The 19,303-nt window shown below is 63.7% G+C and carries 14 protein-coding genes; 10 read left to right on the forward strand and 4 right to left on the reverse strand.

The genetic code is table 11. The features are described 5' to 3' along the window. Window positions 1-151 precede the first annotated feature (151 nt). The 9 genes from ACMO9O_RS05265 to ACMO9O_RS05305 all read left to right on the forward strand — a co-directional run bounded on the left by ACMO9O_RS05265 (window position 152) and on the right by ACMO9O_RS05305 (window position 12,745). A complete protein-coding gene (locus ACMO9O_RS05265) occupies window positions 152-1,315 on the forward strand; it encodes a hypothetical protein (protein ID WP_418982650.1) in 1,164 nt (387 codons plus the stop codon). A gap of 181 nt (window positions 1,316-1,496) precedes the next feature. Next, entirely contained in the window at window positions 1,497-3,944 is a 2,448-nt protein-coding gene (locus ACMO9O_RS05270) for an ATP-dependent Clp protease ATP-binding subunit (RefSeq protein ID WP_418982651.1), read from the forward strand. Window positions 3,945-4,032: 88 nt separating this feature from the next. Continuing rightward, window positions 4,033-5,403 carry an MATE family efflux transporter gene (locus ACMO9O_RS05275; protein WP_418982767.1) on the forward strand — a complete coding sequence of 457 codons (1,371 nt, stop codon included), beginning with the start codon at window positions 4,033-4,035 and terminating at the stop codon, window positions 5,401-5,403. Window positions 5,404-5,454: 51 nt separating this feature from the next. After that, a complete protein-coding gene (ricT, locus tag ACMO9O_RS05280) occupies window positions 5,455-7,203 on the forward strand; it encodes a regulatory iron-sulfur-containing complex subunit RicT (protein ID WP_418982653.1) in 1,749 nt (582 codons plus the stop codon). A 2-nt stretch (window positions 7,204-7,205) separates the two neighbouring features. Next, window positions 7,206-7,697 (forward strand): hypothetical protein, encoded by a 492-nt coding sequence (locus ACMO9O_RS05285; RefSeq protein WP_418982655.1) that lies wholly within the window; start codon window positions 7,206-7,208, stop codon window positions 7,695-7,697. Between the two features lie 12 nt (window positions 7,698-7,709). After that, window positions 7,710-8,462, forward strand: a complete 753-nt coding sequence (gene trmB / locus ACMO9O_RS05290) for a tRNA (guanosine(46)-N7)-methyltransferase TrmB (protein ID WP_418982656.1) — start codon at window positions 7,710-7,712, stop codon at window positions 8,460-8,462. A gap of 17 nt (window positions 8,463-8,479) precedes the next feature. Then, a complete protein-coding gene (locus ACMO9O_RS05295; protein ID WP_418982658.1) occupies window positions 8,480-9,619 on the forward strand; it encodes a sugar-transfer associated ATP-grasp domain-containing protein in 1,140 nt (379 codons plus the stop codon). A gap of 181 nt (window positions 9,620-9,800) precedes the next feature. Continuing rightward, window positions 9,801-10,175 (forward strand): BlaI/MecI/CopY family transcriptional regulator, encoded by a 375-nt coding sequence (locus ACMO9O_RS05300; RefSeq protein ID WP_418982660.1) that lies wholly within the window; start codon window positions 9,801-9,803, stop codon window positions 10,173-10,175. Between the two features lie 14 nt (window positions 10,176-10,189). Next, window positions 10,190-12,745: a TonB family protein gene (locus tag ACMO9O_RS05305; RefSeq protein WP_418982661.1), complete on the forward strand. Its 2,556-nt coding sequence runs from the start codon at window positions 10,190-10,192 to the stop codon at window positions 12,743-12,745. Window positions 12,746-13,038: 293 nt separating this feature from the next. Here ACMO9O_RS05305 and ACMO9O_RS05310 read toward each other — a convergent pair whose 3' ends face one another. Next, entirely contained in the window at window positions 13,039-14,130 is a 1,092-nt protein-coding gene (locus tag ACMO9O_RS05310; protein WP_418982662.1) for an alkaline phosphatase, read from the reverse strand. Between the two features lie 162 nt (window positions 14,131-14,292). Between ACMO9O_RS05310 and ung the strand changes: the two genes are divergently transcribed. Then, a complete protein-coding gene (gene ung / locus ACMO9O_RS05315; RefSeq protein WP_418982663.1) occupies window positions 14,293-14,955 on the forward strand; it encodes a uracil-DNA glycosylase in 663 nt (220 codons plus the stop codon). Window positions 14,956-15,131: 176 nt separating this feature from the next. On the opposite strand, the gene ACMO9O_RS05320 is transcribed toward ung, so the two are convergent. The 3 genes from ACMO9O_RS05320 to metK all read right to left on the reverse strand — a co-directional run bounded on the left by ACMO9O_RS05320 (window position 15,132) and on the right by metK (window position 19,138). Then, the gene (locus tag ACMO9O_RS05320; RefSeq protein WP_004328839.1) at window positions 15,132-15,992 is read right to left on the reverse strand and encodes a sigma-70 family RNA polymerase sigma factor; all 861 of its coding nucleotides are present in this window, start codon (window positions 15,990-15,992) and stop codon (window positions 15,132-15,134) included. Between the two features lie 92 nt (window positions 15,993-16,084). Continuing rightward, on the reverse strand, window positions 16,085-17,575 hold the full coding sequence (locus tag ACMO9O_RS05325) for a Do family serine endopeptidase (protein ID WP_418982768.1): 1,491 nt from the start codon (window positions 17,573-17,575) through the stop codon (window positions 16,085-16,087). 258 nt (window positions 17,576-17,833) lie between these two features. Next, the gene (gene metK, locus ACMO9O_RS05330; RefSeq protein ID WP_418982664.1) at window positions 17,834-19,138 is read right to left on the reverse strand and encodes a methionine adenosyltransferase; all 1,305 of its coding nucleotides are present in this window, start codon (window positions 19,136-19,138) and stop codon (window positions 17,834-17,836) included. Window positions 19,139-19,303 lie beyond the last annotated feature (165 nt).

The raw sequence follows: 19,303 nt of genomic DNA on the forward strand, positions 1-19,303 counted from the left end.
TCTGCGGGAAGATCGAATCCGGCGTGCCTGAAGTTTCCGGAAGATAAAGGGGGCCCCGGACAGGCAGGGACCGCAAACACTTCGTTATGAACAAACGTTCCTATGCTAAAATGGCCGCGCTGGTCTGTCTTTGCGCGGCTTTCGCGGTATCGTGCAGCGACGACGATCCGCAACCCGGGGAGGGGGGGGGAATTCCCAGATTCCCGCTGATGCGCTGAACCTCTCGGCGCAGGGCACTGCCAACTGCTATATCGTAACTCCGGGCACGACCTCCGTCTTCGAAGCCCGGTTCAAAGGCAACTCGACGCATGAAACCATCGGCGAGACCGTCTCCGCCAAGGTCGTCTGGCAGGATTGCAAGGGGCTGATCGAAAAAATCGATTACGCGCCCGCCGACAAACGAATCGTCGTCGTCACCGCCGCGAAGAGCGGCAACGCCGTGGTCGGAGCCTGCGACGCAGCGGGAAATCTGCTCTGGAGCTGGCATCTCTGGGTCACCGACTACGACCCTGCAAAATCCCTTTTCACCACCCCGGCCAACGACGCCGGCACGACCTGGACCTTCATGGACCGCAATCTGGGCGCGCTGAACGCCACGCCGGGCAGCGTGGACAGCTACGGCATGCTCTACCAGTGGGGGCGCAAGGACCCCTTCACCGCCCCGGGGTGCTTCACCGTCATGAACGAGGACTACTCTTACGAGGTCGACGGCGAACGCCCCGTCTACGACATCGACGCGAACGAGCTGCCCGCCTTCCGCACGCGGGCCGAATACCACGGCACGATCCTCAAGTCGCTGCGCAACCCGATGACCTTCTACGCCATGACCTACGAATACACGGGCGAAAGGGATGAATACGATCAGGAGATCGTCCTGAACGATTACCGCACCAAAGACTGGGTCGACGTCTCGGACGACGACTATTGGGGCGGCGTCTCGGGCAGAAAGACCATCTACGATCCCTGCCCCGTGGGATACAAGGTTCCGACATGCGACGCACAGGGCAATACGCCTTACGCCTGGCTGATCTTCGCACAGATGACGTGGGACACGGCGAACTTCGGAGCCATGCAGGACGGACAGTGGTTCCCGGCCACGGGTACGCGCGTCTACGCTTCCGGCGGTCTGAACCATCAGCAGGACACCCCCTATTCGGGCCTGTGGATCGGCACGGCCGGAAAAGCCAGCTCGACGCCCGAAATCTATCCCGAACTCTACGGCCAGTATATGTTCATCGTCAACGGCAAACGCTCCTTCAAAGTGTCCAAGGACGCCCGCTCGCAGGGCCTCTCACTGCGCTGCGTCAAAGAGTGAAAGCGCTCCGGAACCGCCGTCCGGGGAAGAGAGAGCCGTTTCGAGCAGCGGCTCTCTCTTTTTTTCGCATGCCAAGCCGCTGAGGTTCCGTCCAATGGAAATGTCGCTTCTTTTAACATAATATTACCCCTGCAATCTGCGTTATCCCTGCGAGAATTCAATCAGACTTAAGACGACGCACATGCAAGTGAAAATTTCCAAGACGCTGGAGGGCATCATCGCCCGCGCGGCGTTCAATACGACGAAGGCGGGGATCACGCATTCGCTCAAAGACTTCCTCACGCTGGAGCTGATGCGCGAGGAGGGGTCGCTCGCCTATCAGCTCTTATCCTCCCGGCTCAAGGACTGGGAGCTGTATCAGGTGCGCCTGCGCATCGAGCGCGAGTTGATCGCCCCCAAACAACCCTCGGGACAGACTCCCGAGGAGTTCTACCGCGGTTTTGCCGACGAACTGCGCACGGCGGGCGCCGGCGCCCGCAGCGTCTCGACGGCCCACGCGCTGCTGGCCATCGTTTCGGACCGCACGACGGCCACTTTCCGCGTGCTGGAGATGTACGGCCTGACGCCCGAGGCGATCGGCACGGAGATTCAGAAATTCGCCGTGGGCGACGACTTCCGCACAGAGATACAGGTCCACATGCTCGACTTCGACGAGGCGAACAAGCCGGAGGAGAAACCCCACCTGCTCGACAAGTTCGGCGTGAACCTCACGCGGATGGCCCGGGAGGGGAAGATCGACCCCGTGATCGGCCGCGAGGCGGAGATCGAGCGCGTTGTGCAGATCCTCTCGCGCCGCAAGAAGAACAACCCCATCCTCATCGGCGAGGCGGGCGTGGGCAAGAGCGCCATCGTGGAGGGGCTGGCCCTGCGCATCGCGGCGGGCGACGTGCCCTACACGATCGCCGACAAGACGCTCTTCTCGCTCGACGTCTCGTCGCTGGTGGCCGGCACGAAGTTCCGGGGCGAGTTCGAGGAGCGCATGCAGCAGCTGCTGGACGAGCTGCGCAAGGCGCAGGACACGATCATCTTCATCGACGAGATACACACCATCGTCGGCGCAGGCTCGACGCAGGGCAGCCTCGACACGGCCAACATCCTCAAACCCGCGCTCGCGCGCGGCGAGCTGCAGACCATCGGGGCCACGACGCTCGACGAATACCGCGAGAACATCGAGAGCGACTCGGCGCTCGAGCGCCGCTTCCAGCGGGTGCTCATCGAGCCGACCTCGCCCGATGAGACGCTGCGCATCCTGCGCAACATCGCGCCCCACTACGAGCGTCACCACAAGGTGCGCTACACCGAGGAGGCGCTGCGGGCCTGCGTGACGCTCACCGAGCGCTACGTCACCGACCGCTTCTTCCCCGACAAGGCGATCGACGTGATGGACGAGGCGGGTTCGCGCGTCCACCTCGACACGGCCCGCGAACCGGCTGAGCTGCGCGAGATGGAGACCGCACTCGGCGACGCACAGCGCGAACGCCGTCAGGCGGTCGAGGCGCTGGTCTACGAGAAAGCCGCTTCGGCCCGCATGCGCGAACTGGCCCTGCGCACGAAGCTGGGCGAGGGGCGCGCCGAATGGAAGCGCTCGCTCGAAAGCAACCCGGCCGTGATTACCGAGCAGCACATCGAGCAGGTCATCACCGCCATGACGGGCATCCCCGCCGAGCGGGTCTCGGGCGGCGAGATGAACCGGCTGCAAACCCTGCGCGACCACCTCGCCAGCCGCGTGGTGGGGCAGCAGGAGGCCGTCGAGCGCATCTCGCGTTCGATCTGCCGCTCGCGCGCAGGACTGAAAGACGAGAACCGGCCCATCGGGGTCTTCCTCTTCGTGGGTCCCACGGGCGTTGGCAAGACGCTGCTGGCCAAGGAGGTTTCCAAATGGCTCTTCGACGAGAACCGCGGCCTGATCCGCTTCGACATGAGCGAATACGCCGAGAAGCACAATGTCTCGCGCCTGATCGGCTCGCCGCCGGGATACGTCGGCTACGGCGAGGGCGGCCAGCTCACCGAGGCGGTCCGCCGCCAGCCCTACGCCGTGGTGCTGTTCGACGAGATCGAAAAGGCGCATCCCGAGGTCTTCAACTCGATGCTGCAAATCTTTGACGAGGGACGCCTCACCGACGGTTCGGGCCGCAAGGTCGACTTCCGCAACACGATCATCATCATGACCTCGAACGTCGGCTCGCGCGCCGTGGTTCAGAAGTCGGTGCACGTGGGTTACAGCACCCCCTCGAAGAGCGCCACGGTCGAGACCACGCCCCGCGTGGAGTACCGCAAGGCCCTCGAGCAGACCTTCGCTCCGGAGTTCCTCAACCGCATCGACGACATCGTGCTCTTCCGCACGCTGGAGGTCGACGACGTGGAGCGGATCGTCGAACTGGAGCTGGGCGGCCTGCTCAGCCGCACCCGGCGGCTGGGCTACAAGGTCAAGATCACCGACACGGCCAAGCGCCGGCTGGCCACGATGGGCTACGAGTCGCGCTACGGCGTCCGTTCGCTGCGGCGCACACTGCTGGACAACGTCGAGGAGCCCCTTTCGGCACTGATCATCGACGGCAAGCTGCACGAAGGCGACACGGTGGTCGTCGAATCGGACCGCGCCAACGGCGTCCGCCTGCGGGTGGCCTGACGAACCTCTTCCCACCGACAAGGAGGACCTTTTCCGGGTCCTCCTTTTGTGTTTTTTCCGCGGAATTTCGTACCTTTGCACCCCTATGATCTACCGATTCTCGAAATACAAGGAGCAATACAAGGCCAACCTGCTGCTGGCGCTGCCCGTGGTGCTGACGCAGTTGGGACAGATACTCACGCAGGTAGCCGACAACCTGATGGTCGGCCGCTACGGCGGCGAGGACCCCGTGCCGCTGGCCGCCGTGTCGTTCGGCGGCGCGGTCTTCTTCATCCTCTTCATCACGGCCGTGGGCGTGGCGCTGGGCATGACCCCGCTCGTGGGCGAGCTGTATGCGCGCGGCGACCGGGAACGGTCGGCCTCGCTCCTGCAGAACGGCATCCTCTTCTACACGCTGCTGGGCATCGTCATCAGCGCGGTGCAATACGCCGCCATCCCGCTGCTCTACCACCTGGGCCAGCCCGCCGAGGTGGTCGACGTCGCCATCCCCTACTACCGCATGCTGGTGTACAGCATGCCCTTCATCATGCTCTTCTTCGCCTTCAAGCAGTTCCTCGAAGGGGTGGGCAACACCAAGGTGGAGATGGTCGTGACCATCGTGTCGAACCTGGCCAACATCGGCTTCAACTGGGTCTTCATCTACGGCCGCTACGGCTTCGCGGAGATGGGCGCCCAGGGCGCGGGCCTCGGCACGCTGCTCTCGCGCATGATCGCTCCGGTGCTGATGATCGGCTACTTCCTCTGCCGCGACAAGTACCGCGCCTACCTCGACGGCTTCTCGCCGCGCAACTACTCGTGGGCCACGGTCCGCTCGCTGCTGCGCATGGGACTGCCGATCTCCTCGCAGATGTTCCTCGAAGCGTCGGCCTTCGTGGGCACGGGCATCATGATGGGTTGGCTCGGCACGCAGGCCATGAGCGCCAACCAGATCGCCATCACGCTGGGCAACTGCGCCTTCATGATCGTCATGTCGATCGGCGCGGCCACCACCATCCGCGTGTCCCACTGCTACGGGGCGCGCAACATCGCCGAACTGTCGCTGGCGGCCAAAGCGTCGTACCACCTCGTGCTGGCGTGGAACACGCTGGCCGCAGTGGTCTTCATCACGCTGCGGCACTGGATTCCCTCGCTCTTCACCCAGAACGCCGAGGTGATCGCCATCACCTCCGAGCTGATGTTCTTCGCGGCGCTCTACCAGCTTTCGGACGGGGTGCAGAACGTCTCGGTCGGCATCCTGCGCGGCATTCAGGACGTAAAGATCATCATGCCGATCGCCTTCGTTTCGTACTGGCTGCTGAACCTGCCGGTGGGTTACCTCTTCGGCTTCACGTGGGGCATGGGTCCCTCGGGCCTCTTCCTGGGCTTCTCGTTCGGATTGTCGGCCGCGGCCGTGATGATGATCGTGCGCATCCGCCGCAGCGTGCGCCGCCTTTACGCGAGCGGCCCGATTGAGAATTAAAAATGAAAAATTAAGAATTATTTTGCGTATCTTTACACAAATTATTCCGTCATGGAGACCGAAAAACGACATACTTCCCCCTGCAAACCAGAAATAGGCCGCGGCTGCGCGTTCTGCGACGGCGGCTCGGAGTGCGAGGCCGTCCCCTGCGAAGGGTGCTTCAAACTCCACGAAACCCCGTGGCTCGAGGACTATCCCGAGAACCTGCCGACCGACCTGGTGGAGGTGCGGTTCAAGAACACGCGGCGCGGATTCTACCAGAACGCCTCGGGCATCGCGCTGCGCAACGGCGACATCGTGGCCGTCGAGGCGTCGCCCGGACACGATATCGGCGTGGTGACGCTCACGGGCGACCTGGTCGCCCGCCAGATGCGCCGCACGGGCTTCAACCCCTACAACGGAGAGTTCAAGAAGATCTACCGCAAGGCCAAGCCCTACGATATCGAGCGCTGGCAGGAGGCCATCGCCCTCGAGCACGAGACGATGATCGCCGCCCGGCAGATCGCCGCCGACATGGGCCTCAACATGAAGATCGGCGACGTGGAGTATCAAGGCGACAAGATCAAGGCGATCTTCTACTACATTGCTGACGAGCGGGTCGACTTCCGCGAGCTGATCAAGGTTTTCGCCGAGCGCTTCCACATACGCATCGAGATGAAGCAGATCGGCGCACGCCAGGAGGCCGGCCGCATCGGCGGACTGGGCGCCTGCGGCCGCGAGCTGTGCTGCGCATCGTGGATGTCGAGCTTCTCGAGCGTCACCACCGGAGCGGCGCGCGTGCAGGACATTTCGCTCAATCCGCAGAAACTGGCCGGGCAGTGCTCGAAGCTCAAGTGCTGCATGATGTACGAATACGACGCCTACGTCGACGCCCGCAAGGATTTCCCGCGGCTGCGCGAACCGCTGCAGGCGATCGACGGCGAATACTTCCTCGTCAAGAGCGACATTCTCGCCGGCACGATGACCTTCTCCTCGTCCAAGGAGGCGATGGTCAACGTGACGACGCTCCCGGTGGCCCGCGTCAAGGAGATCCTCGCCCTCAACCGCGCCGGCAAGAAGGTCGAGCAGCTGCCGGGCGACGACGACCGGCAGCCGGTGGCCGACGAACCCACCTACCGTTCGGAGGAGGACAGCATCACCCGCTTCGACCAGGCCAAGCGCCGCAAGAAAGGCCGGGGCCGCAACCGCGGCGAGCGGCAGGAGGGTTCCCCGGAAAACCGCCGGCAGGGCGGTTCGGGCGAGAGCCGGGCAGAGGGTCGATCCGAAGAGCGGGCAGAGGGTCGGGCCGCGCAACCGGAGGGCCGTCGGCAGGAAGCGGACCGGACCGACCGCCGTCCGCGCCGGGGCGACCGTCCCCGTCCGGAGCAGCGCGGCGAGGGCCGGACCGAGCGGAGCGGGGAGCAGCGGAACAGCGGCGAAACCCGAAACAGCAACGGCGAGAACCGCCGCCCCGACAACGATAACGGCGCTGCCCGCGAGGGCAATGCCGACAACCGCCCGCGCAACCGGGGCCGCCGCAACGGAGACCGTCCGCGCGGAGCGAACGGCGAGAACCGCGGCAGCGGTGAAAACCGCAGCGGCGGAAATCGGAACAACGGGGAGAACCGGAACAGCGGCGAAACCCGCAACAACGGCGGGAACCGCGGCAATGCGGGCGGAAACACCGCGGGGAACTCCGGCGGCAACTTTGGCGGCAACTTCGGCAATGCGGGCGGAAACACCGCAGGGAACTCCGGCGGCAACACGGGCGGCACGGGCAACACAGGCAACACAGGCAACACGGGCGGCGAGCATAACTGAGCGTGAAAAGAGGCATCCGGCACATAACCGCGGCGATCGTTGCCGCGGGGATCGCGGGCGGCTGCCTTTCGCCCCATCAGTCGACGGCCGTCGACGTGGACCCCGTCGCCTGGCACACCGCGGCGGAGTTGCGGCTGCCCAACGCCGATACCCTCTCGCTGCGCGACCTGCGCCTCTTCCTGCGCTGCAACGACCGCTTCACGGAGGACAGTTTCACGGTCCGCATCGTGCTGCGCACCCCCGATTCGCTGCGTTTCGAAGAGTCGCTGCTCATCGACCTGCCCCGCAGCGAGGGTCCTGCGGCCCTCGCCCGCGAACACATCATCCCCTACCGCCGACAGGTTCGTTTCGCCCGCAGCGGCGACTACCTGCTCCGGATCACCCCCCTGCGACCGCTGCGGGGTGTGGAAGCCGTGGGGCTGAACATCGTCGCAAGCACGCCGGGCACAACCCCGAACCCCGACCGCAGCGCCACCGAAGCGCCATCCGAATAACCGAACAACGACATGGGCAAAGACAAACTTCGCAGATTCCGGGAAAACGAAACCTTCGCCTGTTTCCTGCAACCCGCCTTCGAGGAGGTGTTCCGCCGCGACCACCCGATCAAGGGGCGGTGGAACAGCGACTTTTTCCACAACGACCACCCGATCGTGCTCGAACTGGGCTGCGGCAAGGGCGAATACACCGTAGCGCTGGCCGAGCGCGACCCCTCGCGCAACTACATCGGCGTGGACATAAAAGGGGCGCGCATGTGGCGCGGCGCAAAAACCGCGACGGAGCGCAACCTGTCCAACGCGGGCTTCCTGCGCACGCGCATCGAGTTTATCGACGCGCTCTTCGCCGAGGGCGAGGTCTCCGAACTGTGGATCACCTTCCCCGACCCGCAGCTCAAGACGCGCCGGGCCGACAAGCGCCTCACCGCCCCCTCCTTTCTGGAGCGTTACGCGCGGCTGCTCGCGCCCGACGGCCGCATCCACCTCAAGACCGACTCCAAGCACCTCTACGCCTACACCGCCGAGGTGATCCGCCGCTTCGGGCTGCCCTGCGCGGTCTCCGACCCCGACATCTACGCATCGGGGCAACCCGAGGGGGTGCTCGCCGTGAAGACGGCCTACGAAAGCCGCTTCCTCGGGATGGGGCTGCCGATCACCTACACCTGCTTCTCGCTCGGCGGACGGCACACCTTCGAACGCTTCGACTGGGAGCAGGACGAAGCCCCCGAAAAAGACAACGAACCCGAACGCAATCCGGGCGCATAACCCGACTACCTGCCGCCATGATCCGAAAATACCTCTACTACCTGGTGAAAAAGGCGTCGGAACGCGCCCACCGGCCCTATTACCGCACCTATTACAAAAAGTACATCGACGCCTGCAACGCCTCCTCGGAGCGCAAACCCGACCGCGTCATACGCCGCGAGATGCGCGCCCTGAAACGCTACTGGGGGTGTATGCCCACCCAATATTACCGCTACAAGTTCTGGCACAGGGAGTGCCCGCTGTCGCTGGAGCAGATGAAGAGCTATATTCCGGACTTCTTCGCCTTCTACCTGATGTACCCGCTTTCGTTCCGCGACCGCAACATTCTCTGCGAGGACAAGCGCCTGATGTACGGTCTGAACAACGGACTGGGCATTCCCCAGCCGCGCGAAGTGTTCAACACCCGCGACGGCGGGGTGTTCGACGGGGAGCTGAACCCGATCACCCCCGCCCAGGCGATGGAGCGCGTCGCCGCATGCCGCGCCGAGCGTATCTTCCTCAAGCCCACGTTCGGCGTGGGAGGCCGCGGCATCCGCGTCTTCGAGCGCTCCGGGGGAGGCTACACGGACATCCGAAGCGGCGAACCGCTCGACGCCGGCCTGCTCGCTGCGCTGGCCGCGGAGGACTACCTCGCCGAAGAGGGGGTCGTGCAGCACCCCGTACTCGACGCCATCTATCCGCGCTCGGTCAACACGTTCCGCATCGTTACCGAGTGCGACGGCAAACGACAGGCAAAGGTACTGCTGGCGCTGCTGCGGATGGGCAGCGGCGGCAGCTGCGTCGACAACGCCAGCTCGGGCGGTCTCTATATCCGCGTCGATCCCGCGACAGGCGTGCTGGGCGACGCGGCCCTGCGCGACGACCATACCGCCTACACCGAGCACCCCGATACGGGTTTCCGTTTCGCGGGCTACCGGATACCCATGTGGGAGGAGCTGACCGCTTTCGCCTGTTCGATCGCGCTGAAATACCGCGAAATGCGCTATGTGGGCTGGGACATCGCCTGCACCGAAGCGGGTCCCGTGGTGATCGAGGGCAACAACGGACCGGGCATGGGCATCGTTCAGGACCACTACGGCGGGCTGCGGGACACCTTCGGCATCGACTGCCCCCGCCGCTACTGGTTCCGCGAGGATTTTACGCTCCGCAACGACTGATCTTCGACTATCTACACAGCCGAACCGCTTCCCGCACAACCCCGAATTCCGCACCGAACCTTTATTAATAGGTATAGAAATTTTCACACGTTCTACTAAATTTTTAGAAGAAATATTTGCATATCTAAAAATTTAGTATTAAACTTGCATCAGCGAGAAGATAAAGACTATGAACAAAATCATGGAAACGAAACGCATGGAACTGACCCGCGGCGAAGAGGAGATCATGCAGATCCTCTGGCAGCTGGGCGATGCGGTGGTCAATGAGATCATTGCCCGCACGCGCGAGCCGCACCCCAAATACACCACCGTCGCCACCTTTCTCAAAATTCTGGAGAACAAGGGTTTCGTAAGCCACCGCGCAGAGGGCAAGAGCCACCGCTACTTCCCGCTGATCGACCGCGAGCAATACGCCCGGACGGTCATGTCGTCGGTGCTGACCGCCTATTTCGACGGCTCGCTGTCGCAGATGGTCTCGTTTTTCTCACGCCACGAACAGATTTCGGTGGGCGAGATGGAGCAGATTCTCGAGATCATGCGCAACGCCAAACAATAACCCCGCAACCGGCCATGAAAGAGTTGACCTACTACGCCCTGGAAACGCTCGTGTGCAGCGGCGTGCTGCTCGCGGCCTACGTCATCCTGCTCGAAAGGCGGGTGCACTTCGGCTGGTGCCGCGCCTATCTGCTGCTCTCGACCGTCGCGGCCGCCCTCATTCCGCTGCTGCGCATCCCCGTATGGCCCGCCGAGGTGATCCGGGCGACGCCCGTCGTGACGGCCGGAGCGTGGGATATTCAGGCCGAGATCGTGGCCGATCCCGCCCCCGCTCTCGCACCGGAGACCGTGGCCATGCTCATCTACGCGGGCGGCGCGCTGCTGATACTCGCGCTGATGCTTTGGCAGGCGGTGCGCATCCGCGGCCTGCGGCGCGGAGCCGTCGTCTCCCGGGCGCAGGGCATCACGCTCGTTCGCACCCGGCAGCAGATCGCATCGTTCTCGTTCTTCCGCGCGATCTACGTCTGGCAGGGGGTTCCCGACAGCGAACTGCCCGCGATCCTCGCCCACGAGACCAGTCATATCCGCCACCGCCACTCGGCGGAACGCATCGCCATGGAGTGCCTGAAGGCCCTGCTGTGGTGGAACCCCTTCGCCTGGATCGCCGCACGGCGGCTGACCGAGGCCGAGGAGTTCGAGGCCGACAGCGACGTGCTGGCCGGCGGCTTCGACGTGGAGAACTACATGCATGTCCTGCTCAAACAGCTCTTCGGCTATACTCCGGAAATAGCCAACGGGCTGCGTAATTCACTGACTAAAAAACGCTTCCTAATGATGACAACAAAGAAAAGCGGCAGGTATGCCCTGCTGCGCCTGGCGGGCACGCTGCCCGTCGTAATGGGACTGCTGGTCGCCTTCTCGTTCACGAGCCGGGCGGCCGTGATCGTGCTTCCGGACACGCAGCCGGAGACGGCCGCCCCCGCAGCGTGCAAAGTGAACTTCCTGGTGACCAAGGAGGGCCAGCCTCTGCCCGGGGCGATAATCCTCATCGCCGGGACGGACCGTGGAACCACGACCGATCCGCAGGGGAAAGCGCACCTGACGGCAGCCCCCGGTACGCAGTTCGAAATCTCCCACATCGGCTGCGAAACCCGACAAACGGCTCTCTCCCCCGACGAGCAAGGGGCCGAAGTAATGATCGTAACGCAGCTGATGCCCGACAACTCCGCATCGGCCGCGGAAGCGCAGCCCGCCCCGGCGGCTCCCCGCAAAGGCGAATCCGCCAAGCCGGGCGAGCAGCCGGTCCGGGTGCACGTCACGCTGATGGACAAGGACGGCAAAGGTTTCTCCTCCCGCAACGTCGCCGCAGGAGCCATCGTCAAACATGCCAACTCCGAACGCGGCACGGTGACCGATGCGCAGGGGAATGCACGGATCGTCGCGGCAAAGGGTGCGGTGCTCGAAGTCCAGTATCCCGGCTATGCCCCGTGCGCGCTGGTCGTCGACGACCCGAGGGACGACTATGGCGTTCTGCTCTCCCCCGAAGGGAGCGGGCAGCAAGACGTTGCGCTTTTCTCGCGCGACAACGACGGCGTGAAGCGGAGTCCGCTCTATATCTACGACGGGGTGGAGAGGTCGGACCTTTCCAACGTGGACATCAGGGATGTCGCAACCCTTTCGGTGCTCGGCGACGAGCAGGCCAAATCGCTATACGGGGAGCGGGGACGCTACGGGGTGATCGTAATCACCTCCAAGGAGGCCGAAAAGAGGGCGGCGGAAAAGCGGGCTTCCGACGATCCGGAGACACCGTTCCTGGTCGCCGAAACGATGCCCCGATTCAGGGGCGGCGACCTGATGACCTTCCGAAGCTGGATCCAGAGCGAGGTGCAGTACCCCGCCGAAGCGATGAAGCAGAAATTGCAGGGGCGCGTCGTCGTAGCATTCATCATCGAGCGGGACGGCTCGCTGACCATCCTCGACATTCTCCAGTCGCCCGACAAACTCCTCACCGACGAAGTGCGTCGCGTGATGGCCCGAATCCCTGCGGGCAGCTGGACCCCCGGCATGCAGAAAGGCCAACCGGTCCGCGTGAAGATGTTGGTTCCGGTCGATTTCCGGCTGGAAACCGTCGCCGCAGCGGACACGCTCATCAAGCGCGCTGCCGAAGTATCCGATCAGGAGGTTTATGTGGTCGTCGAAACGATGCCGTCGTTCCAGGGCGGTAATCTGAACAAATTCCGCATGTGGGTGCAGTCGCAGGTGAGATACCCCGTCGCCGCCTTGCAGAACAATATTCAGGGGCGTGTCGTGGCCACGTTCATCATCGAGAAGGACGGTTCGTTGAGCGACATCCAGATTCTTGCGACGCCCGACAGCTCCCTCTCCGACGAAGCCCGCCGCATACTGGCGGCAACGCCCGCAGGCAGCTGGAAGCCCGGCAGCCAAAAGGGCAAGGCCGTGCGCGTGAAGTATACGATACCGATCGACTTCCGGATCGCTGGGCAGCAAGCCCCCGCCAAGCGCGAAGCAACAAGTGAAAAAGCCCCCGAAACAACGACCGAAAAAAGCCCCGGAACGATGGACGAAGTGGTCGTTGTCGGTTTCGGGACCCTGCAGGCTCCGGCCAATTAGTACCACCCTCCATAAGCGGCAGGCGGCGGACACCCTAAGTTCAGTGTCCGCCGCCTGTTTTTTCGCTGTCCGAAGAGGGAGGAGCTGCTCCGCCTGCCGTTCTCCGCCGAAAGGGGTGTTGTTGTCCCGGTCCCGTCATTCCCTGCCGGGGAGAGATTCAGCCCTGCCGTTCTCCGCCCGCAGAGGGAGGATTATCTGCTACGTGATCCCTGCCCGGAGAAAGATTCAGCCTGCCGTTCTCCGCCGAGAGGCTGTCGGTTCCAGCCCTGACACCCTGTCCCGAGAGGGTGAGCTTATTCCAGCCCCGCCAGCCGGCCAACCCGCCGCGAAAGCTCCGTATTATCCATCACGCCGCTCAAACCGCGTGCTCCCGTGCCGTAGAGGTAGGCCGGGACCATCGAGGCCGTATGCGAACGCGTGCCGAAATTGTAATTCAGCCCGTTTTCGGCCTGCGTGAAGTCGGTCTTATTGGCCGGGATCGACAGTCCGCCGGTCTCGTGGTCGGCAACCACCACGACGAGCGTGCCGGGTGTCCGGTCGGCGAAATCCATCGCCGCGGCCACCGCGCACTCGAAGTCGCGCAGCTCGCCCACCAGCTCCTTCGCATCGTTGCTGTGGGCCGCCATGTCGATCAGCGAACCCTCGACCATCAGCACGAAGCCCCCGCCCGCCGCATCGGCGGAGAGGATATCGAGCGCCTTGCGCGTGGCCCGGCAGAGGTAGTCGCCCCGCTCGGGCAGTCCGGGCATATGCCCTTCGGCCAGCGCGCCCAGCAGGCGGCCCGAACGGATCGTATCGGCGGCCGGCAGCGTGTCGATGACCTGGTATCCGCGCCGGCGGAAGGCGTCGTAGTAGCTCCCGCCCTCGGCACACTCCGCCGCAAGCCACTTGCGGCCCCCGCCCAGCAGCACGTCCACGCCGCTTTCGAGCAGCTGGCCCGTGATCGTCCGCTGGTCGCCGCGGTCGCCCACGTGCGCGTAGAACGCCGCCGGAGTCGCATGCTGGAGATAGCTGGTGACCACGATGCCCGTAGGTCGCCCGGCAGCGTGCGCGCGGGCGACGAGCGATTCGAGCCGCCGCCCCTCCATATCCTGACCCAGCCTGCCGTTCCCGGTCTTGTGCCCCGTAGCGAGCGCCGTGCCCGCCGCCGCCGAGTCGGTGACGCGGTTGTTGGCCGAACGGGTCACCACGAGCGCAACGCCCTCGGCGCGCTCGAACGCCGTGGGGGCGTAGTCGTTCTCGATCTGAAGCATCGAAATGTGGGCCAGCCCCATACCGTCGCCGATCATGAAGATCACATTGCGCACGCTGTCTGCGCGGTCCTGCGCTCCGACGGTCGCTGCCGTCAGAAGCCACAAAATAAGAAGAAAGGTCGTTTTTCTCATCGGTTTTCAAGCAAATCCATCACAAAAATAGCGCAATTATTCCGACTTTTCACTACATTTACCTGATTTTTAATCGCCGTGTTTGCGGCCGGCCGGATTCGAATCGCTGCGCAGACGACTTTCGGCCGATTAAACCCGCGATCGCCTAAACCCACTTGTAGCATGGACGTAAAGATAGCACCCGACTGGAAAGAGCTGCTCGCCGAAGAGTTCGAAAAACCCTATTTCGCCCGCCTGACCGAGTTCGTACGGCAGGAGTACGCCTCGCAGCGCATCTATCCGCGCGGCAGCAACATCTTCCGCGCCTTCGACAAATGTCCGTTCGACCGGCTGAAGGTGGTCATCATCGGGCAGGACCCCTATCACGGGCCGGGACAGGCCAACGGTCTGTGCTTCTCGGTGGCCGACGGCGTGCCGTTCCCGCCCTCGCTCCAGAACATCTTCCAGGAGGTCCGCGACGACACCGGGACGCCCGTTCCCGCCACGGGCAACCTCGACCGCTGGGCCGAGCAGGGGGTGCTGCTGCTGAACGCCGTGCTGACGGTCCGCGCCCACGAAGCCGCCTCGCACGCCGGGCGCGGCTGGGAGACCTTCACCGACGCCGTGGTGCGCGCCATCAACGAGCGCAGGCAGGGCATCGTCTACATGCTCTGGGGCAGCTACGCCCAGAAGAAGGGCGCCATCGCCGATCCGCAGCGCAACTGCATCCTAAAAGCCGTGCACCCCTCGCCGCTGTCGGTCTACCGCGGATTCTTCGGCTGCCGCCACTTCTCGCGCGCCAACGAATACCTCGTCTCGATCGGCAAGCAGCCGATCGAGTGGTAGGAAGTCCGACGGCTGACCTTTTTTCACTCCGACTGCCCACCCCGCCGCTCCGGCCCCTTTTCGGACTGGACCTGATTCCCCACCGGATGAACCGAGACTTTCAGAAGCGGTCCCCCCCCCCGAAAAACAAACCCCCGATCCGCAGGGACCGGGGGTTTGTCATGGCTTCGGGTACGCTACCCGAGGTAGGATTTCAACAGTTTCGAACGCGACGAGTGGCGCAGGCGGCGGATCGCCTTCTCCTTGATCTGACGCACGCGTTCGCGCGTGAGGTCGAACTTCTCGCCGATCTCCTCGAGCGTCATCTCCGAGCAGCCGATGCCGAAGAAGTACTTGATGATGTCGCGCTCCCGCTCAGTGAGCGTCTCCAGCGCACGGTCGACCTCGGTCGAGAGCGACTCGTTGATCAGCCCGCGGTCGGCGTTGGGCGAATCGGGGTTGACCAGCACGTCCAGCAGCGAGTTGTCCTCGCCGTCGGCGAACGGCGCGTCGACCGAGACGTGACGGCCCGCGACGCGCAGCGTGTCGGTGACCTTCTCCTTCGGCAGCTCCAGCTCGTTGGCCAGCTCCTCGGGCGACGGCGTGCGCTCGTGCTCCTGCTCGAAGCGGGCAAACGCCTTGTTGATCTTGTTGAGCGAGCCGACCTGGTTCAACGGCAGGCGCACGATGCGCGACTGCTCGGCCAGCGCCTGGAGGATCGACTGACGGATCCACCACACGGCGTAAGAGATGAACTTGAAGCCGCGCGTTTCGTCGAACTTCTCGGCGGCCTTGATCAGGCCGAGGTTTCCTTCGTTGATCAAATCCGGCAGGCTCAGTCCCTGGTTCTGGTACTGCTTGGCCACCGAGACCACGAACCGCAGGTTGGCCTTGGTGAGTTTTTCGAGCGCTTCCTGGTCTCCTTTCTTGATTCGTTGGGCGAGTTCCACCTCCTCTTCCACCGTGATAAGCTCCTCCTTGCCGATCTCCTGCAAGTACTTGTCCAGCGAGGCGCTCTCGCGGTTGGTGATGGATTTTGTAATTTTTAATTGACGCATCTTTTCTCCTTATACCTTATAAATTCTCTTTCTCACTGCTTCACCCGCCCGGGGAAATCAAGTCCCGACCCCGAAGGGCCGGGACCCGATCGCTACTCGACCAGCGTGTAGCTGGCTGCCCGTCCGTTGGGATAAACCCCGTCGATCGAGCGGATCTTGTCGGTCATGCGCTGCATGTCGGCGAGCGAACGCACCGGACGGTCGTTGATATGGGTGATCACAAATCCCTGCTTTACACGAGCGCGGGCCAGAATCCCGTCGGCCTTGATGCCGACCACCTGCACGCCGCCCCGAATATCGAGCTGACGGCACAGTTTGTCGCCCGCATCGGCGAACTTGCCTCCGAGGGCCTCGACCACGTCGACATCCTCCCGGGTAACCAATTCCGTTTTACCTGCTTTATTACGCAAGGTGACCTCGATTTGTTTCACCTTGCCGTCTCTTTTTACCGTCAATTCGACCTTATCGTTGGGTCGATGCTTGGCAATCTGCTCCTGGAGGGTCGAAGCCTCCGCGATCTTCACGCCGTCGATGGCCAGAATCACATCGCCCTTGCGCACGCCGGCCTCCGAAGCCGCACCGCCCTCGACCACCATGGCCACATAAGCGCCGCCGATCTGGTCGATGCCCAGCTCCTTGCCTTCGCTATCCAGAAAATCCTGATCCACAGCACGGAACTGGATGCCCAGCAGCGCCCGCTGCACCACGCCGTACTCCTTCAAATCGACCACCACCTTGCGGACGATCGACTCGGGAATGGCGAACGAGTAACCCACGTAGCTGCCCGTCTGCGACTTGATGAGCGTATTGATGCCCACCAGCTCGCCGTGCGTGTTGACCAGCGCACCGCCCGAGTTGCCGGGGTTGACCGCCGCGTCGGTCTGGATGAACGACTCGATGCTGAAATCGTTGGGAATCACGCCCAGCTGCCGCGCCTTGGCGCTCACGATACCGGCCGTGATGGTCGACTGCAGGTCGAACGGCGAACCGATCGCCAGCACCCACTCGCCCAGCCGCAGCGCGTCGGACGAGCCGAACGGCAGGGTCGGCAGCTCCGTGGCCTCGATCTTCAGCAGCGCCAGGTCCGTGGCGGAATCCTTGCCGATGAGCTTGGCGTCGAACTTGCGGCCGTCGTTGAGCTTCACGCGCAGCTTGGTCGCGCCGTCCACCACGTGGTTATTGGTCACCACGTAACCGTCCTCGGAGATGATGACGCCCGAACCGCCTGCACGGCGCTCCTGATAGCGGGGTTCATCGTCCCCGCGGTAGCCCCGCTCCTGCGGGATGCCGAAAAATTCGAGGAAGGGGTCGTAGCCGTAGCCGCCCCGGCGCGACATCTCCACCTGCTGCACGGCCTCGATATTGACCACGGCCTGTACCGCATTCTCGGCGGCGTACGTCAGGTCGGGGTATTGCTCGGCCTGATAAGAGGTGAAGTGCGTACCCAGCGCAGGCGTCCGCTCGACCTCGCGGTCGACATACTGCACCCGATCGCCCTCCGTCGAAGAGAGCGTCCATGCCGTTACGCCACCCGCGGCAGCCGAAACGGCGACCATACCCAAAAATAAAAATGCCTTTTTCATCATAAAATGTGGTTGTTTAGTTCGTTTGATAAAGAGGCAACTTCATTGCATAGGCTGTTTGGTTTGGTTTTAGGCGATCCCTTCCCCGGTAAAATCCTCCCTGCGGCCGCATCTGCTCCGACTTTCGGGTCCCGGCGGGCGGGAATCGCCCCGTTTTTCGAGGGACAAACGCACGGGAACGCTCCGTTAGTATGCGCTCCGCAGACAAAAAACGGGGTGTCCGCACCGGAACACCCCGCACGTTACGCGACGGTCGCGTCAGAGCCCGAACTCCTTGCGGATCAGCTCCACGGCGTCCAACTTCTCCCAACCGAAATACTCGATCTCGCGCTCGACCTCGCGGCCGTTCTCCCACACTGTCTCCACGCGCGTGTAGGGGCGGTTGCCGAAGTGGCCGTAGGAGGCCGTGGCTTCGAAGATCGGGTTTTTCAGCCCGAAACGCTTGACGATGGCCGCCGGGCGCAGGTCGAAGAGTTTGCCGATGCGGCGGGCGATCTCGCCGTCGGTCATCCCCTCCAGCGCAGCCGGGCGGGGCGAACGGTAGGTGTCGACATAGATCGAGAGCGGCTGCGCGATGCCGATGGCGTAGGACAGTTCGACCAATACCTCCTGAGCGACACCCGCCGCCACGAGGTTCTTGGCGATATGGCGTGCAGCGTAGGCGGCCGAGCGGTCCACCTTGGAGGAGTCCTTGCCCGAGAAGGCGCCGCCCCCGTGCGCGCCGCGGCCGCCGTAGGTATCGACGATGATCTTGCGGCCCGTGAGGCCCGTATCTCCGTGCGGGCCGCCGATGACGAACTTGCCCGTGGGGTTGACGTGCAGGATATAATCGTCGCCGATCAGCTCGGCGAGCTTGTCGCCGGCGCGCTCCAGCCGCGCCTTGACGCGCGGGATGAGGATGCGCTGCACGTCGTCGCGGATCTGCTCCTGCATGCGCAGTTCGGCCTGCTGCTCCGAGAGGCCGTCTTCGGGCAGGATGAACTCGTCGTGCTGCGTCGAGACGACGATCGTGTGCACGCGCAGCGGGCGGTTGGTCCGCTCGTCGTACTCGACGGTCACCTGCGACTTGGCGTCGGGACGCAGGTAGCGCATCACCTCGCCCTCGCGGCGGATGACGGCCAGCTCCTTGAGGATCACGTGCGAAAGGATCAGCGTCGCGGGCATCATCTCGCGCGTCTCGTTGCAGGCGTACCCGAACATGATGCCCTGATCGCCGGCCCCCTGCTCCTCCTCGGCTTCGCGGACCACGCCGCGGTTGATGTCGGGCGACTGTTCGTGGATGGCCGAAAGGATGCCGCACGAGTTGCAGTCGAACTGGTAGTCGCTCTTGGTGTAGCCGATGCGGTTGATGACGCGGCGCGCCACGCCCTGCACGTCGACATACGCCTCCGAGCGCACTTCGCCCGCAACGACCACCAGGCCTGTCGTGCAAAGGGTTTCGCACGCGACCTTCGAATTGGGGTCGCGGCGCAGAAATTCGTCGAGAATGGCGTCGGAAATCTGATCCGAAACCTTATCGGGGTGTCCCTCGGACACCGACTCCGATGTGAATAAAAAGCCCATTTTAATACGTTGTTTAATGGAATCCGCTTTCTCCTCCGCGCAGCAGCCCGGCCTGCCTCGTTCACGGCCTGCGGCCGTGTTTACAAGTCTGACCCTCCCCTAAATCCCCTCCTCGGAGGGGACTTATCCCCTTTCGGGGACGGGATACGGCATCATCGGAAAAAC

The organism is Alistipes sp., from assembly GCF_048465635.1.
Classification (GTDB): domain Bacteria; phylum Bacteroidota; class Bacteroidia; order Bacteroidales; family Rikenellaceae; genus Alistipes.

Bases quoted from the DNA above. Each gene is read 5' to 3' on its own strand.
- ACMO9O_RS05305 (WP_418982661.1), top strand. From the start codon at position 10,190: ATGAAAGAGTTGACCTACTACGCCCTGGAAACGCTCGTGTGCAGCGGC.
- ACMO9O_RS05295 (WP_418982658.1), top strand. From the start codon at position 8,480: ATGATCCGAAAATACCTCTACTACCTGGTGAAAAAGGCGTCGGAACGC.
- ACMO9O_RS05310 (WP_418982662.1), bottom strand. From the start codon at position 14,130: ATGAGAAAAACGACCTTTCTTCTTATTTTGTGGCTTCTGACGGCAGCG.
- ricT (WP_418982653.1), top strand. From the start codon at position 5,455: ATGGAGACCGAAAAACGACATACTTCCCCCTGCAAACCAGAAATAGGC.
- metK (WP_418982664.1), bottom strand. From the start codon at position 19,138: ATGGGCTTTTTATTCACATCGGAGTCGGTGTCCGAGGGACACCCCGAT.
- trmB (WP_418982656.1), top strand. From the start codon at position 7,710: ATGGGCAAAGACAAACTTCGCAGATTCCGGGAAAACGAAACCTTCGCC.
- ACMO9O_RS05320 (WP_004328839.1), bottom strand. From the start codon at position 15,992: ATGCGTCAATTAAAAATTACAAAATCCATCACCAACCGCGAGAGCGCC.
- ACMO9O_RS05270 (WP_418982651.1), top strand. From the start codon at position 1,497: ATGCAAGTGAAAATTTCCAAGACGCTGGAGGGCATCATCGCCCGCGCG.
- ung (WP_418982663.1), top strand. From the start codon at position 14,293: ATGGACGTAAAGATAGCACCCGACTGGAAAGAGCTGCTCGCCGAAGAG.
- ACMO9O_RS05325 (WP_418982768.1), bottom strand. From the start codon at position 17,575: ATGAAAAAGGCATTTTTATTTTTGGGTATGGTCGCCGTTTCGGCTGCC.
- ACMO9O_RS05300 (WP_418982660.1), top strand. From the start codon at position 9,801: ATGGAAACGAAACGCATGGAACTGACCCGCGGCGAAGAGGAGATCATG.